Origin of the sequence: Actinopolymorpha alba DSM 45243 (genome assembly GCF_000373925.1) — a bacterium.
Classification (GTDB): domain Bacteria; phylum Actinomycetota; class Actinomycetes; order Propionibacteriales; family Actinopolymorphaceae; genus Actinopolymorpha; species Actinopolymorpha alba.
In genome coordinates this window covers 19,126-32,581 of record NZ_KB892802.1, presented here as the reverse complement: position 1 = coordinate 32,581, position 13,456 = coordinate 19,126, and the positions used below count along the sequence as shown (strand labels likewise).

The following is a 13,456-nucleotide window of genomic DNA, read 5'->3' as shown; positions in this document are numbered from 1 at the left end:
CGTGCGGACCTCGCTGAACTCCAACTCGCCGCGTTCCAACGCCTGCCGGGTGTTCGGCAAATCCGACAGGGCGAGAGCGATGAGCATGAACTGATCGGCGCGGTAGTTGGTCCANCCCAACATCGGTGACAACAACTCCGCCGNCCGCGGCTCCGGCACAGACGAGCGTTCCGCNTCATCGTCTTTGAAACACGGCGGGCAATGCGCCAACGCATTCACAGCACCAAGACTCAGGTACTCAGCCCAGCAAGCGAGCTTCCGCGCGGCACGAACCAGCTCACCCAACTCGTAACCATTACACGCCGACTGGTCAACAGCAGCGAACGCCGCCGCCAACTCCGGACCCGGCGCCATGCCGCCAAACCCGGGCGGGAGCGGAGAGAACCGCACACCATCGCCGTCGCTCATACGTTCGAGTTTAGTCGATCGCGATCATGGTTCGCAACCAGCGACGGCCATCGGAACGCTTTGTTTACAAGGAGATTGCGGCACTCTGAGGACCTGGATGGTTGTGGAGACGCCGGGGTGTTGACAGCCTTTGCCGCATGGCGGAGAAACGGCGCCGGGGTGCCCCACGCAACGCCACCACTCCGGCACCTGTGGCCAGATCGAGAACTGCCAACTCGCGATGTTCGCGACCCTGAGTGCCCCACGACGTGGGGTTCGCGACCAAACCCGAGCTGGTGACGGACTCTCAATCGAGGAACCAGAGCCGTGCGACGGCGTCTCGGGCGACCAGGAATCCGGCGATGGCCAGCAACCACCCGGTGGCGCCGGCGCCCTTCTCGGTGATCCAGGTGTTGAGCCGGCGCAGGATCGGCTCGATTCGGGACGCGACGGTGAGACGGGCGAGAAGCAGCATCCCGGCGGGAAGCACCATGATCAGGCAGTACGCGGCCAGCAGCGCCGTGACAGTAGCGGCGCCCAGATCGGAGGCGGCCAGCATGGCGATCGCGCCCAGGTAGGGCAGCATCGTGGCGATCTCGGCCAGCGCCGCCAGCAAGGCCAGGCCGACAAGCCAACCGATCGAGGACGAACCTGTCGTGACGCGTTCACGCCATCGGGAGATTCCCTCACGGCCCTTGCGCCGTTTGGGGTCGAAGCGAATACTCAAGCCGAACAGGCCCACGCCGGCGGCGAGCTGGACCCACACGGCGGCACGACCGTTCCACGCCGCGCCGATCGTTTCGGCGGCTGCACCGGCGCCGCCGATGATGAGCAGGCCGAGGGCAAAGTAAAAGGCCGCGAGGACCGCGAGGTAGATCAGGACACGTCCGGCCTGAGTGCGTCCGGGAGCCAGCAGCAGCCATACGGGGATGAACAGCGTGCCGACGCTGGTGCTGTCCAGAAGGGCGAGCCCAGCCAATGACAGCAGCAGGGCGATGCTCATGTTGGCCTTCCTTGCCGGTTGTTCTCACCGGCGAAGATCCGGCTCAGGTAACGGCCGAGCAGGTCGTGGACCTGCTGGTCGGTGATGGTCTCGGGTTCGACGGCGCGCTGAACGGCCAGCCCGTCAGCGAACGCCGCCAGCGCCCGCGCTTCGGCCCGCGGGTCGAGGGTGTCGGCTATCTGGCCGAGCTGCCGGGCCGCTTCGAAGGCGTGTCGGCAGTGTTCGCGGATCTCCTCGGCACCGGCAACATGCACCTGGCGCAACGCGGGATGAGAGGCCGCCCGCGCCAGGAACGCCAGCCAGATCCGCCCTTCGGCGGCGCGCTCGGCGTCGGCGCCGGCGATGACACCCATGGCGCGCAACAGCCGCTCCTTTATGTCGGTTTCGGCGGCGGCGTGCAGTGCGGTGGCGACGCGCGCTCTGAGCAGGTCGCCCAGGTGCTGGGCGGCGAACAACAGAAGCTCGTCCTTACTACGGAAGTACGTCTGCACCAGCCCGGTGGAGGCGTTCAACTCCCGGGCGACGCGCGGGATGCTCGCCGCTTCCAGACCTTCGGCTTCCACCACGTGGAGCAGCGCTTCCGCGACCTGCTGGCGGCGTTGAACGGGGTCCGCGTGTCGTGGCATCCCGTAACATTAAGACCTTAATCTTACGGGGATCAACCACCGCAGGCCGGTTTGACAGCTGTCGTAGGGTTATCTCCCTGGTCAAGGGCCGCTGCGCACGCGGACTCCAGTGTCAGAGGGGGCATGGATCCCACCTGACACGAAGGAGTCACTGACATGGCGCATGACGATCCCGCCCTCGCACCGGTGAGCAAGCTCGACGCCGAAACGCTCGTCGCCGCCGTCAACCACCACGCCGGTGTCAAGCTCACCTTGCTCGGCTCAGCGCCCGGCGGGCAGGTCGGTGCGGCGTACGTACGTTGGGAGGACGGGCATGACGGGGTACTCACCCGCGGCCCCAACCCCTCCGAGCAGTCGCTGCGTCACCTCCAGCTCACCGCGGAGGTGCTCCAGCTGGCCCGGGCGAAGGGCATCCCGGTCCCTGCGTACGACCTGATCGCGAGGCTGCCCGACGCGCTCGCCATCGTGCAAGAGCGGCTTGCGGGCAGCATTCCACGGCACGTGGACCGCAACCTCCTCGAGGCGATGGTGGCGTTCAACGAACGATTCGCCAGCCTGCTCACGGACCGTCCGGACGTGCCCTCGCCTGACATGTATCTTCGCCGCAGCGGGCCCGGCTTCTGCGTCCACGAGTCGCTCGTGCGGTACGACGCTCGCACCCGTCGGCTGCTGGGCTGGGTACGCGACGTGGGGCACAACACATCAAGGACGATGGCCGGTGACGACCTGGTGCACCTCGACTTCCATCCGGGTAACGTGCTCGTGGACGATGCCGGCGAGATCACCGGGGTCATCGACTGGGACGGCATCGGGCGCGGCGACCGCGGGTTCGCCCTGGTCACGCTGCGGTTCGATCTTGCTTCCAGGGCGGGAGATCCAGCCACCGCCGGCTGGCTCGACGACATCCTTGACGATCTCCTCGATCCGGATATCCTCCGGACGTACTGGGCGCACATGAGCCTGCGAATGGTCGACTGGTCGATCCGCCACTACGGGCCGGCGGACGTCACTCACTGGCTGGACTTCGCGGCGACAAGGATCCGGTAGACAGCCAGCGGGACGCGCTCGCGAGCCGGCGCGGATGGTGGGGGTAGCCCCAGTATCAACATGGGTGGTGGCGGGATTACTGGTGCGGCCCGCGCCGAACAGACTCGGCGACATGACATCCGACACCGCGTATCAGCCACCGCCTCCCCCGCCATCCGCAGCCGGACAGGTGGTGGCCGAGACCACTCCGGAGACCAGGGGCGGCAGCGACTTCGCCGTCCTCTCCAAACGGATCGCGCAGGCGGGCCTGCTCAACCGGCGGCCGGGCTATTACGTGGTACGGATCGGCATCGTCGGCGGGCTCTTCGTCGGGGCCTGGGCGGCGTTCTTCGCGGTGGGCGACTCCTGGCTGCAGCTGCTCGTCGCGGTGCTGCTCGGGATCCTCTTCGCCCAGGTCGCGCTCGTCTCCCACGACCTCGCACACCGGCAGATCTTCCGCACCCGGCGCCCCAGTGAGTTCGCCGGCCGGATCGCCGGCAACCTCGGGATCGGCATGAGCTACGGGTGGTGGATGGACAAACACACCCGCCATCACGCCAACCCCAACCACGAGGACCTCGATCCTGACGTCGCCCCCAACATCCTCGTGTGGTCGAGGGAGCAGGCCGAGGCGAGCAAAGGGCTTCCGCGTTTCGTCGGACGGTGGCAGGCGTTCCTCTTCTTTCCACTCCTCACCCTGGAGGGGTTCAACCTTCACGTCTCCAGCGTCCGCGCGCTGTCCCGGCCGAACCTCAAGCGCCGCTGGCTGGAAGGAACGCTGCTCTTCGCCCACTTCGCGTGGTATCTCGCCGCGCTGTTCACCGTCCTGTCCCCGGGCAAGGCACTGCTCTTCCTGTTCGTCCACCAGGCGGTGTTCGGTGTCTACCTGGGATGCACGTTCGCACCGAACCACAAGGGCATGCCGACCCTGACCGATGAGGACCAGCTCGACTTCCTCCGCAAGCAGGTGCTGACATCCCGCAACGTTCGCGGCGGCTGGCTCGTCGACGTCGGGCTGGGCGGGCTCAACTACCAGATCGAGCATCACCTGTTTCCGAGTATGCCGACGCCCAATCTCCGGCGCGCCCAGCCGATCGTCCGGGCGTACTGCGAGGAGATCGGTATCCCCTACCACGAGAGCGGGCTGATCAGCTCCTACGCGCAGGCGCTCGGGCACCTGCACGATGTCGGAGCACCGCTTCGTACGCCGGCGGGCAGGTGAGGACGGGCCGCCCGGAACGCCTCCCGCGCAGTACCGGAATGATGTGAACGCGCATCGTCGCCGGACGAGCCCCCCATCCGCGCGCGGGTGGGCCGGCTTGCCGCGGCGACCGTGCGTCCGGATACTGCCATATGACATTGCATTACCTGCGGAGGTCGCATGCCCGAGGTTCTGGGGCCGGTCGGGGGGCGACAATCCGGGGAGCGGACGGTCCGGGGGGTGTCAGCCAGCCCGGATGTCGTGATCATCGGTGCCGGCATGGTCGGCGCCGCCTGTGCGTCGTACGCCGCCCGCGCGGGACTCACCGTCACGGTGGTCGACCGCGGACCGATCGTCGCCGGCTCCACTGGCGCCGGCGAGGGCAACATCCTGGTGTCAGACAAGGAGCCCGGACCCGAACTCGAGCTCGCCCTGCTCTCCCAGCGGCTCTGGACCGAGCTGGGTGAAGAGCTCGACCCCGCGTCGTTCGAGCTGGAACCCAAGGGTGGGCTTGTCGTCGCCGAAACTTTGGACGGGCTGCGCTCCCTGTACGACCTCGCGATCGTTCAGGGCGCCCGCGGCGTACGCACGATGGCCGTCGACGCCGAGTCCCTACCTCACTACGAACCCCACCTGGCGCCCGACCTCGCCGGCGGCGTCCACTACCCCCAGGACCTGCAGGTCCAGCCGATGCTGGCCGCGGCCTGCCTGCTCCGCGACGCCCGCGCGCACGGGGCGCAGGTCCGCACCGGCGTCGAGGTCACCGGTGCGCGACGGGACTCCAACGGCCGGCTGGCCGCACTGCTCACCAACGTGGGGCCGATCCCCACCGAGTCCGTGGTCAACGCGACGGGCACCTGGGGTGGCGAGGTCTCGGCCCGCCTCGGCGCGCCGGTCCCGGTCCTGCCCAGGCGCGGCTTCGTGCTGGTGACGGAGCCGCTGCCGCGCCTCATCCGGCACAAGGTGTACGCCGCGGAGTACGTCGCCAACGTCGCCTCCAGCGAGGAGGGGCTGGAGACCTCCGCCGTGGTGGAGGGCACCGACAGCGGCACGGTCCTCATCGGCGCCAGCCGGGAGCGGGTCGGCTTCGATCGCACCCTCTCGGTGCCGGTCCTGCAACGGCTCGCGGCGCAGGCGACCAGGTTGTTTCCGATGCTGGCATCGGTGTCGGCGATCCGCGCCTACCGCGGCTTCCGGCCGTACTGCCCTGATCATCTGCCGGTGATCGGGGCCGATCCGCGGGTTCCGGGCGTCTATCACGCCTGCGGCCACGAAGGCGCCGGCATCGGGCTGTCCGCGGCCACCGGCCACCTCATCGCGGCAGCTCTGGCCGGCAAGGAGCCCGAGATCGCCGTCAGCGCGTTCAGCCCGCTGCGGTTCGTCGAGGAGGCGGCGTGAGCACGTTCTGGTTCGACGGCCATGAGGTGCCGTTCCGTCCGGGCGCCACGATCGGTGCGGCCCTGCTGGCCAGCGGGATCCGCTCCTGGCGGACAACCCGCGGGCAGGGCCGACCGCGCGGTGTCTTCTGCGGGATCGGCGTCTGTTTCGACTGCCTGGCCACGGTGGACGGCCGCCCCAACCAGCGTGCCTGCCTCACGCCCGCGCGAGACGGGATGGACGTCCGGAGCCAGGAAGGGACTGGGCATGGCGAGTTCGCCGGTTGACGTCTGCGTGGTGGGCGCCGGACCGGCCGGGCTCACCGCCGCGGTCGCCGCCGCCACCGCCGGCCGGACGGTCGCGCTGGTCGACGCCGGCGCGCGGCCGGGCGGGCAGTTCTGGCGCCATAGCCCCGCCGGGATCGAGGCCGACCGGGCGCTGCACCACGACTTCGTGAAGTACCGCCAGTTGGAGACCGGCCTGGCACGCTTCGTCCAGACCGGGCAGATCCGGTTGCTCACCCGCCATCAGGTCTGGACGATCGAGCGCGGAGCGAGGTTCACCGTCCGAGCGCTCAAGGCAGGCGAGTACGAACGCACGGTCGACGCCGCCGCGCTGGTCCTCGCACCCGGCGCCTACGACCGGCAGGTGCCCTTGCCTGGCTGGGAGCTTCCGGGGGTCTACACCGCTGGCGGCGCGCAGGCGCTCCTGAAGGAGCACGGCGTTCTGGTGGGCGCGCGGGTGCTGGTGGCGGGCACCGGGCCGTTCCTCCTGTCCGTGGCCGCCGGGTTGGCCCAGCGGGGTGCCCGCGTCGTTGGCGTGTACGAGGCGAACACCGGGCTCGGCTGGCTCCATCACCGGTCCCTGCGCGCCGTCGTACGCAATTTCGGGAAGCTCTCCGAAGGCATCCACTACGCCGGGACGTTCGCCAGGCACCGGGTCTGGTACCACCCCCGCTCGACGATCGTCGCCGCGCACGGCGACACCGAGGTGCGGGCCGCCACGGTGGCCCGCCTGACGCGACACGGCGCCGTCGTACCAGGTTCGGAACGCCGGATCGAGGTCGATGCGATCGCGGTCGGGTGGGGTTTCACACCGCAACTCGAACTCCCGGTCGCGCTCGGCACACGCACCGAAGTCGACGCCGACGGGTCGGAGATCGTGCTGGTCGGAGACTGGCAGCAGTCCTCGACTCCCGGGGTGTTCGTGGCCGGCGAGGCGACTGGCGTAGGCGGCGCGGCGCTCGCGCGGGTCGAAGGCGAGATCGCGGGGTACGCCGCCGCGTGGTACGTCAACGTCGACCACGAATCCGCGAGCTTCCACCCGAGAAGCCGGCGGGCAGAGCGCCGGCTGTCCTGGCTGCGCAAGCGCAGGTTGACGTTGCGGGCGTTCGCGGCGGCGATGCATCGCGCCCACCCCGTGCCACCGAGCTGGCTCGACCAACTCCAACCCGACACGCTCGTCTGCCGGTGCGAGGAGGTCAGTGTCGAACGCCTGCGTACGGCGGCCGACGACCTCGGCGTCACCGACGCGCGGCTCGCCAAACTCCTCACCCGGACGGGCATGGGATGGTGTCAAGGCCGGGTTTGCGGCTATGCGACGGCCTGCCTGGTGGCGCGCTTCGCGGGCACGGGCTACGACCCTCGCGGACTGACGGAGCGACCGCTGGCGGTGCCGGTCCCCCTCGGCGTGCTGGCGCACGGCGCGGCACCAGCCGTCCCTGCTGACGAGAGCTGGCGTGGGGAATGATCACGTTAACGTGATCATTCCCCACGCCACGCGGCAAATTCACCTTGCATGGTGGCGAAAGACCACGTTTACGTGATCATTCTCCGCAGTCGCCGGGCGGCGTTGACAACCCAAGGAGTGCGTGCAATTTTACATTGCACCTGTCCGTGGTGCTGGATCAACAGCTCGCCCAACAGATGGAGCCTCGATGACTGACTCCCGCAAGCCCTGGCATGGCGTCCTCGTCGCCACCCCGGTGCCGCTGCGCCCCGATCTGTCTGTCGACCTGGACCGCTTCGCCGAGCACCTGCGCTGGCTGGCGGAGAACGGCTGCCACGGCATCACCCCCAACGGCTCACTCGGCGAGTACCAAACCCTGACGCCGCAGGAGCGGGCGGCCGTCGTGACCACGGCGATCGAGGCGGCGCCGGCGGGGTTCACGGTGATGCCCGGCGTCGGCGCCTACGGCACGCTGGAGTCGCGCCGCTGGGCGGAGCAGGCGGCCGAGGCGGGTGCGCCCGCGGTGATGCTGCTGCCCCCGAACTCCTACCGCGCCGACGAACGCGCCGTCGTCGACCACTACCGCGAGGTCGCGAAGGTGGGCCTGCCGATCGTGGCGTACAACAATCCGTACGACACCAGGGTCGACCTGACGCCGCCGTTGCTGGCCCGGTTGTTCTCCGAAGAGCTCATTGTCGGGGTCAAGGAGTTCAGCCTCGACCCGCGGCGGGCGTACGAAATCCACGAACTCGCGCCCGGGCTCGACGTGATCGCCGGCTCCGACGACACGGTGCTCGAGTTCGCGATCGCGGGGGCGCGGGGGTGGATCTCCGGCTTCCCGAGTTCGTTCCCGCGTTCGCTGGTGAGGTTCTTCGCCGCCGCCCAGGCCGGCGACCTGGCGACCGCGCTGCCGCTCTACCGCGCGCTGCATCCGTTGCTGCGGTGGGACTCCAAGCCGGAGTTCGTGCAGGCGATCAAGCTGTCGATGGACCTCATCGGGCGCTACGGCGGGCCCTGCCGGCCGCCCCGTGTCCCTCTCGCGCCCGAGCAGGAACGCGCCGTACGTGAGGCGACCGAGAAGGCGCTCGCGGCGGGGTTGGACTGATGCGAAGCACCCGCGTCCTGCACACGGTCGAGTCCCACACCGAAGGGATGCCCACCCGCGTCGTGACGGGCGGGGTGGGCACCCTCCCCGGCGCGACGATGCTGGAACGCCGGCAGTGGTTCCTCGAGCACTCCGACGACCTGCGTACGTTCCTGATGTACGAACCCCGGGGGCACGGCGCGATGTCCGGCGCGATCCTCCAGCCACCCACCCGGCCGGACGCCGACTTCGGCGTGCTGTTCATCGAGGTGAGCGGCTGCCTGCCGATGTGCGGGCACGGGACGATCGGAGTCGCGACCGTCCTCGTCGAGACCGGCATGGTGCCGGTAGTCGAGCCCGTCACCACGATCCGGCTCGACACCCCCGCCGGGCTGGTCGAGGCGCAAGTGGCGGTTGACGGCGGCGCGGCGCGCGCGGTCACGATCACCAACGTGCCGGCGTTCTCGATGGCGCTGGACCAGACGGTGACCGTCGACGGCTACGGCGAGGTGCGGTACGACCTGGCGTTCGGTGGCAACTTCTACGCGATCCTCGATCTCGACCAGGTGGGCCTGCCGTTCGACCGGGCGGCCAAGCAACGCATCCTTGACGCCGGCCTCGCGATCATGGACACGATCAACGCCCAGCGGCGGCCGGTGCATCCGGCCAGTACGGAGATCAACGGCTGCCACCACGTGCAGTTCCTCGCACCGGGTTCGGACGCGACCCACTCCCGGCACGCGATGGCGATCCATCCGGGATGGTTCGACCGCTCCCCGTGCGGCACCGGCACCTCCGCGCGGATGGCACAACTCCACGCGCGGGGTGAGCTGTCGATCGACAAGGACTTCGTCAACGAGTCGTTCATCGGCACGCGATTCGTCGGCCGGCTGGTCGGCGAGACCGAGGTCGGCGGGCTGCCGGCGGTCATCCCGACCATTACCGGGCGGGCGTGGGTGACCGGGACCGCGCAGTACATGCTCGACCCGACAGATCCCTTCCCCGCGGGCTTTCTCCTGTGAGGCACGAGTGAGACACGATTGAGGCACGATGACCGCCGCTGACGTCCCTAACCTGGGTCTCCAGTCACTGGGCCACCGCCAAAGCCTTCGTGAGCAGGTGATCGAGGCCCTGCGCGCGTCCCTGGTGGCGGGCGAGATGCGCCCCGGCGTCCTCTACTCGGCGCCGACCATCGCGGCGCAGATCGGGGTGTCGGCGACGCCGGTCCGCGAGGCGATGCAGGACCTCGTCAAGGAAGGGCTCGTCGAAGCCGTTCGTAACAAGGGCTTCCGGGTGACCGAGCTGTCGGAACAGGACCTCGACGACATCACCGGGCTGCGCGCCCTCATCGAGATCCCCACGATCGTACGGATCGCGGGTGACTGCGACGTCGAGGCCATCGAGGCGTTCCGGCCGCACGCGGCGGCCATCGTGGACGCCGCGCGCCGCGGCGACCTGATCGGGTACGTCGAAGCCGACCGGCGCCTCCACCTCGGTCTCCTCGCGCTGGCCGGCAACAGGCACCTGGTCGACACCGTGGACGGCCTGCGCGCCCGGACCCGGCTCTACGGCCTGCAGGCACTGGTGGAGACCGGCGACCTGGTCGCCTCGGCCGAAGAGCACCACGAACTCCTCGACCTGCTGGCCGCCCACGACATCGACGGCGTCACCGCACTGATGCACTGCCATCTCGGGCACGTCCGCGGGAGCTGGGCCGGCATTCCGGAGCGGCGTACACCGTAACCGCATGGCAGGACGTCGGCAGCCTGAATGATCACGTATACGTGGTCATTCAGGCCGTGCCTGTCAGGTGGCGTTGACGTCCTTGGTGCTGACGGCGCGGAGTTGGGCGGGGCCCGAGTCTCGCGTACGAACGTCGATGGGCAGGACGATGTGCTCGGGGGCGGCGAACGGCTCGCCGCTGTCGAGGCGCTCCACCAACCGGTGAACGGCGCGGCGACCCATCTCCCACGACGGCAGCACGGCCGCCACCACCGCGAGGGGCAGCAGCTTGAAGGGGCCAGCGTCGTCCATACCGGCCAGATCCACCTCGGCTGGCACGTCGACACCAAGCGCCACCAGGTCGCCCGCGGCCGCGGCGAGCACATAACCGTTGGAGCACAACAACGCGGTGGGGGGTTCGGTGGAACGTAACAGGGACCGCAGCCGGGCGCGGCGCTGCTTCTCGGAGAGGGTCATGTACGAACGCAGGGTGGTGAGCTCGGGCCGGGTCGGCAGCTGATGGTCCGCCAGCGCACGGGTGTGGCCGGCGAGGCGGTCGAGCACGCTCGTACATCGCGTCTCGCTCCACAGGATCGCGATCCGGTGATGACCCTGCGCGATCAGTTCCTCGGTCAGGCGATACCCGACCGCGAAGTTGTCGGCGAGTACGGCGTCCGTGGGAAGGTCGGGATGGAACCGATCCACCATCACCAGTGGAATGCCGCGCCGGCGCAGCTCGTCGATGGCGGCGCGATCGGGTTCGGCCTCGACGGGATAGAGGATGACCCCGCTCGTGCCGGCCTCGGCCGCCCGGCGAAGGGCCTCACCCTCGCGCTCGGGTTGCTCCTTCGTGTCTGAGAGGTAGAGCCAGAAGCCGAGTTCGGCACACGCGGACTCCACCCCACGGAGCACTTCCGACACGTGGCCGCCCCGCAGGCCGTGCACGATGCACGCGATGGTCGTCTCCTGCGATTCGGAGCGCACGGGTGGGTTGTCGGGCGGGCCGGCGACGAAGGTGCCGAGCGCGCGGCGGCGTATGAGGATCCCCTGCGCGACGAGTTCGTTGAGTGCGCGCACGGCCGTGGTGGTGCTCACGCCGAACCGCTCACACACCTCCCGCTGAGTGATGAAGGGTTCGGCCGGGTCATACTCCCCCTGGCTGATGGCGTCCAGCAATGCCCGCTTCACCTGCTGATAGAGCGGTTCCCCGGAGGATTGCCGGCCTACCATCCGCCCACCTCCCCCACCGGATCACGGTGCCGTCACCTTCCCATAGAGCGCATTGATGTGCCAGGCCAGCGGAAAGAAAGGCGAGATCGAGTCAAAGTCATTGACACATTAATTCGGCTTGGTTAACGTCCCCGACACGCATCACCCGAGACCCCTCTGGCGACGCGGGTTCCGTCGCTTCCCGCAAGCCTTGCCTTCAATTCTTGACGCATCGTTCCACCGCTCCTCATCGCTGGAGGTTCGCATGCCACCGATTTCGCCGAACGGCTCTCGTCGCGACTTTCTCAGGCTCGCGGGACTGACCACGACCGGCGTCTTCCTCGTCTCCTGCGGCACACCCGAGGCGCCGCCCGGACCCAAAGCCTCAGGCAGCGCGTCCGCCACCTCGGCGCGGCCGGTCCCGCGCGGCAAGCCAACGAGCGTGCCCCGCGAACAAACTCTCCTCATCGCCTACGGCGACGGCTCTGACGTAGGAATCTGCAATCCGTACGCGTCCGGCTTCAACAGCCAGCGCGGCATGTCGGCGATGTACGAGCCGCTCTATTACTACTCCGCCTTCACCGGTGAGACCACCCCGTGGCTGGCCGACGGTGATCCGGTGTACGCCGAGGACAACTCGAGCGTCACCATCAAGACCCGCAAGGACGCCTCCTGGAGTGACGGAACGCCGTTCACCGCCAAGGATGTGGCGTTCACGCTCAGCATGCTGCAGGACGAGAAGAACGCCGCCATGCCGTATTCGGCCGACATGCGCGAATGGGTCAAGAAGGCTGAGGCGGTCGACGACAACGCGGTGAAGGTGACCTTCACCAAGCCGGCGCCGAGGTTCGTCTTCGACTATCTGTACTTCAAGAACGACCTTGGTGTCTTCCTCGTCCCCGAACACATCTTCGCCGACCAGAAGAAGCCGCTCGAGTTCCTCTTCTACGACCCGGCGAAGAAGTGGCCCGTGGTCACCGGTCCCTACCAGATGGTCGACTGGACCAACCAGCAGCGGCTGATGGACCGCCGTGAGGACTGGTGGGCGGCCAAAGCCGGACTCGCCGAGCTGCCTGGGCCGAAGCGCGTTATCTGCGTGCCTTTCACCGATCCGACGAATGCTGCCCAGCAGCTCATCAACAACGAACTCGACTCCACGCTCGACCTGCGTCCGCCGGTCATCAAGGAGGTCGTGGCAAAGAACGACAAGATCGTCACCTGGACGGCTCGCAAGGCGCCCTTCGGCTACATCGACTGGTGGCCGCAGGAGTTGTACTTCAACTGCGCCGCTCCGCCGTTCAACGATCCCGACCTGCGGCGCGCGGTCAACCACGCCATCAACCGCGACCAGCTGGTCGAGATTGGCTACGAGGGCGCCGGCACCATTTCGGAGCTGCCGTTCCCCAACTTCCCGCCGCTGCAGAAGTACTTCGACGCGATCAAGCCGTTGATGGACAAGTACCCCACGAACGCCTACGACCTGGCCAAGTCCGAGCAGATCATGACCAGCAAGGGCTACACCAAAGACGGGCAGGGCCTGTGGGCCGACAAGTCCGGCAAGCGGCTGGACGCCACGATCTACGGCATCCAGGACCTGACCACCGACTACGGCCCGATCCTCGCCGAACAACTCCGGGCTGCCGGATTCAATGCCTCGCACCAGGCTCCGGCCGACACGTTCACCCGGATGGCGAACGGCTCGGCCCGGATGTTCGTCGTCGGCTTCGCCGGCGCGATCGCCGACCCCTATCCGTCGCTCGCTCTCATGCATTCCCGGAACGTCCGCAAGGTGGGTGAGAGCGGCAACACGAACGCGCGGTGGAAGAACGCCGAGTTCGACAAGCTCGTCGACGACATGAGCGTGCTGCCGGTCAACGACCCGGGCGAGCTTCCGTTGTTCGTGAAGGCGATGGAGATCTATCTGCGCGAGCTTCCGCACACCCCGCTCGTGCAGTGGTATCACCGCATTCCGTTCAACACGGAGTACTGGACCGGCTGGCCGTCCGCGGATGACCCGTTCCTCCCGGGCGCCTTCTGGTTCAAGACATTCGGCTACGAGCTCACCCGCCTCAAGCCCGCGAAGGGGTGACGCC

The 13,456-nt window shown here is 68.4% G+C and carries 12 protein-coding genes; 9 read left to right on the top strand and 3 right to left on the bottom strand.

Features of this window, described 5'->3' with window-relative positions; translation table 11 throughout:
* Nucleotides 1-694: 694 nt before the first annotated feature.
* Nucleotides 695-1,390 carry a GAP family protein gene (locus B141_RS0133485; RefSeq protein WP_020579556.1) on the bottom strand — a complete coding sequence of 232 codons (696 nt, stop codon included), beginning with the start codon at nucleotides 1,388-1,390 and terminating at the stop codon, nucleotides 695-697.
* Nucleotides 1,387-2,016 (bottom strand): TetR/AcrR family transcriptional regulator, encoded by a 630-nt coding sequence (locus B141_RS44180; RefSeq protein ID WP_020579555.1) that lies wholly within the window; start codon nucleotides 2,014-2,016, stop codon nucleotides 1,387-1,389. Before B141_RS44180 ends, B141_RS0133485 begins: the two co-directional genes overlap by 4 nt.
* A gap of 156 nt (nucleotides 2,017-2,172) precedes the next feature.
* Between B141_RS44180 and B141_RS0133475 the strand changes: the two genes are divergently transcribed.
* The 8 genes from B141_RS0133475 to B141_RS0133440 all read left to right on the top strand — a co-directional run bounded on the left by B141_RS0133475 (nucleotide 2,173) and on the right by B141_RS0133440 (nucleotide 10,175).
* Nucleotides 2,173-3,063: an aminoglycoside phosphotransferase family protein gene (locus B141_RS0133475; protein ID WP_020579554.1), complete on the top strand. Its 891-nt coding sequence runs from the start codon at nucleotides 2,173-2,175 to the stop codon at nucleotides 3,061-3,063.
* A gap of 112 nt (nucleotides 3,064-3,175) precedes the next feature.
* A complete protein-coding gene (locus tag B141_RS0133470; protein ID WP_084678683.1) occupies nucleotides 3,176-4,264 on the top strand; it encodes a fatty acid desaturase family protein in 1,089 nt (362 codons plus the stop codon).
* A 159-nt stretch (nucleotides 4,265-4,423) separates the two neighbouring features.
* Complete coding sequence (locus tag B141_RS0133465) at nucleotides 4,424-5,641, top strand: NAD(P)/FAD-dependent oxidoreductase (protein WP_084678682.1); 1,218 nt, start codon at nucleotides 4,424-4,426, stop codon at nucleotides 5,639-5,641.
* Nucleotides 5,638-5,907: a (2Fe-2S)-binding protein gene (locus tag B141_RS0133460; RefSeq protein ID WP_020579551.1), complete on the top strand. Its 270-nt coding sequence runs from the start codon at nucleotides 5,638-5,640 to the stop codon at nucleotides 5,905-5,907. The genes B141_RS0133465 and B141_RS0133460 overlap by 4 nt, the downstream gene beginning before the upstream one ends.
* On the top strand, nucleotides 5,888-7,369 hold the full coding sequence (locus B141_RS44175; RefSeq protein WP_020579550.1) for an FAD/NAD(P)-dependent oxidoreductase: 1,482 nt from the start codon (nucleotides 5,888-5,890) through the stop codon (nucleotides 7,367-7,369). Before B141_RS0133460 ends, B141_RS44175 begins: the two co-directional genes overlap by 20 nt.
* A 187-nt stretch (nucleotides 7,370-7,556) precedes the next feature.
* Nucleotides 7,557-8,453 (top strand): dihydrodipicolinate synthase family protein, encoded by an 897-nt coding sequence (locus B141_RS0133450; RefSeq protein WP_020579549.1) that lies wholly within the window; start codon nucleotides 7,557-7,559, stop codon nucleotides 8,451-8,453.
* The gene (locus B141_RS0133445; protein WP_020579548.1) at nucleotides 8,453-9,454 is read left to right on the top strand and encodes a proline racemase family protein; all 1,002 of its coding nucleotides are present in this window, start codon (nucleotides 8,453-8,455) and stop codon (nucleotides 9,452-9,454) included. The genes B141_RS0133450 and B141_RS0133445 overlap by 1 nt, the downstream gene beginning before the upstream one ends.
* 28 nt (nucleotides 9,455-9,482) lie before the next feature.
* Nucleotides 9,483-10,175, top strand: a complete 693-nt coding sequence (locus B141_RS0133440; RefSeq protein ID WP_020579547.1) for a GntR family transcriptional regulator — start codon at nucleotides 9,483-9,485, stop codon at nucleotides 10,173-10,175.
* Nucleotides 10,176-10,238: 63 nt separating this feature from the next.
* On the opposite strand, the gene B141_RS0133435 is transcribed toward B141_RS0133440, so the two are convergent.
* Nucleotides 10,239-11,384: a LacI family DNA-binding transcriptional regulator gene (locus B141_RS0133435; RefSeq protein ID WP_020579546.1), complete on the bottom strand. Its 1,146-nt coding sequence runs from the start codon at nucleotides 11,382-11,384 to the stop codon at nucleotides 10,239-10,241.
* Between the two features lie 244 nt (nucleotides 11,385-11,628).
* Between B141_RS0133435 and B141_RS0133430 the strand changes: the two genes are divergently transcribed.
* Nucleotides 11,629-13,452: an ABC transporter substrate-binding protein gene (locus tag B141_RS0133430; protein WP_020579545.1), complete on the top strand. Its 1,824-nt coding sequence runs from the start codon at nucleotides 11,629-11,631 to the stop codon at nucleotides 13,450-13,452.
* Nucleotides 13,453-13,456: the final 4 nt, after the last annotated feature.

Bases quoted from the DNA above. Each gene is read 5' to 3' on its own strand.
- B141_RS0133485 (WP_020579556.1), bottom strand. From the start codon at position 1,390: ATGAGCATCGCCCTGCTGCTGTCATTGGCTGGGCTCGCCCTTCTGGAC.
- B141_RS44180 (WP_020579555.1), bottom strand. From the start codon at position 2,016: ATGCCACGACACGCGGACCCCGTTCAACGCCGCCAGCAGGTCGCGGAA.
- B141_RS0133475 (WP_020579554.1), top strand. From the start codon at position 2,173: ATGGCGCATGACGATCCCGCCCTCGCACCGGTGAGCAAGCTCGACGCC.
- B141_RS0133470 (WP_084678683.1), top strand. From the start codon at position 3,176: ATGACATCCGACACCGCGTATCAGCCACCGCCTCCCCCGCCATCCGCA.
- B141_RS0133465 (WP_084678682.1), top strand. From the start codon at position 4,424: ATGCCCGAGGTTCTGGGGCCGGTCGGGGGGCGACAATCCGGGGAGCGG.
- B141_RS44175 (WP_020579550.1), top strand. From the start codon at position 5,888: ATGGCGAGTTCGCCGGTTGACGTCTGCGTGGTGGGCGCCGGACCGGCC.
- B141_RS0133450 (WP_020579549.1), top strand. From the start codon at position 7,557: ATGACTGACTCCCGCAAGCCCTGGCATGGCGTCCTCGTCGCCACCCCG.
- B141_RS0133445 (WP_020579548.1), top strand. From the start codon at position 8,453: ATGCGAAGCACCCGCGTCCTGCACACGGTCGAGTCCCACACCGAAGGG.
- B141_RS0133440 (WP_020579547.1), top strand. From the start codon at position 9,483: ATGACCGCCGCTGACGTCCCTAACCTGGGTCTCCAGTCACTGGGCCAC.
- B141_RS0133435 (WP_020579546.1), bottom strand. From the start codon at position 11,384: ATGGTAGGCCGGCAATCCTCCGGGGAACCGCTCTATCAGCAGGTGAAG.
- B141_RS0133430 (WP_020579545.1), top strand. From the start codon at position 11,629: ATGCCACCGATTTCGCCGAACGGCTCTCGTCGCGACTTTCTCAGGCTC.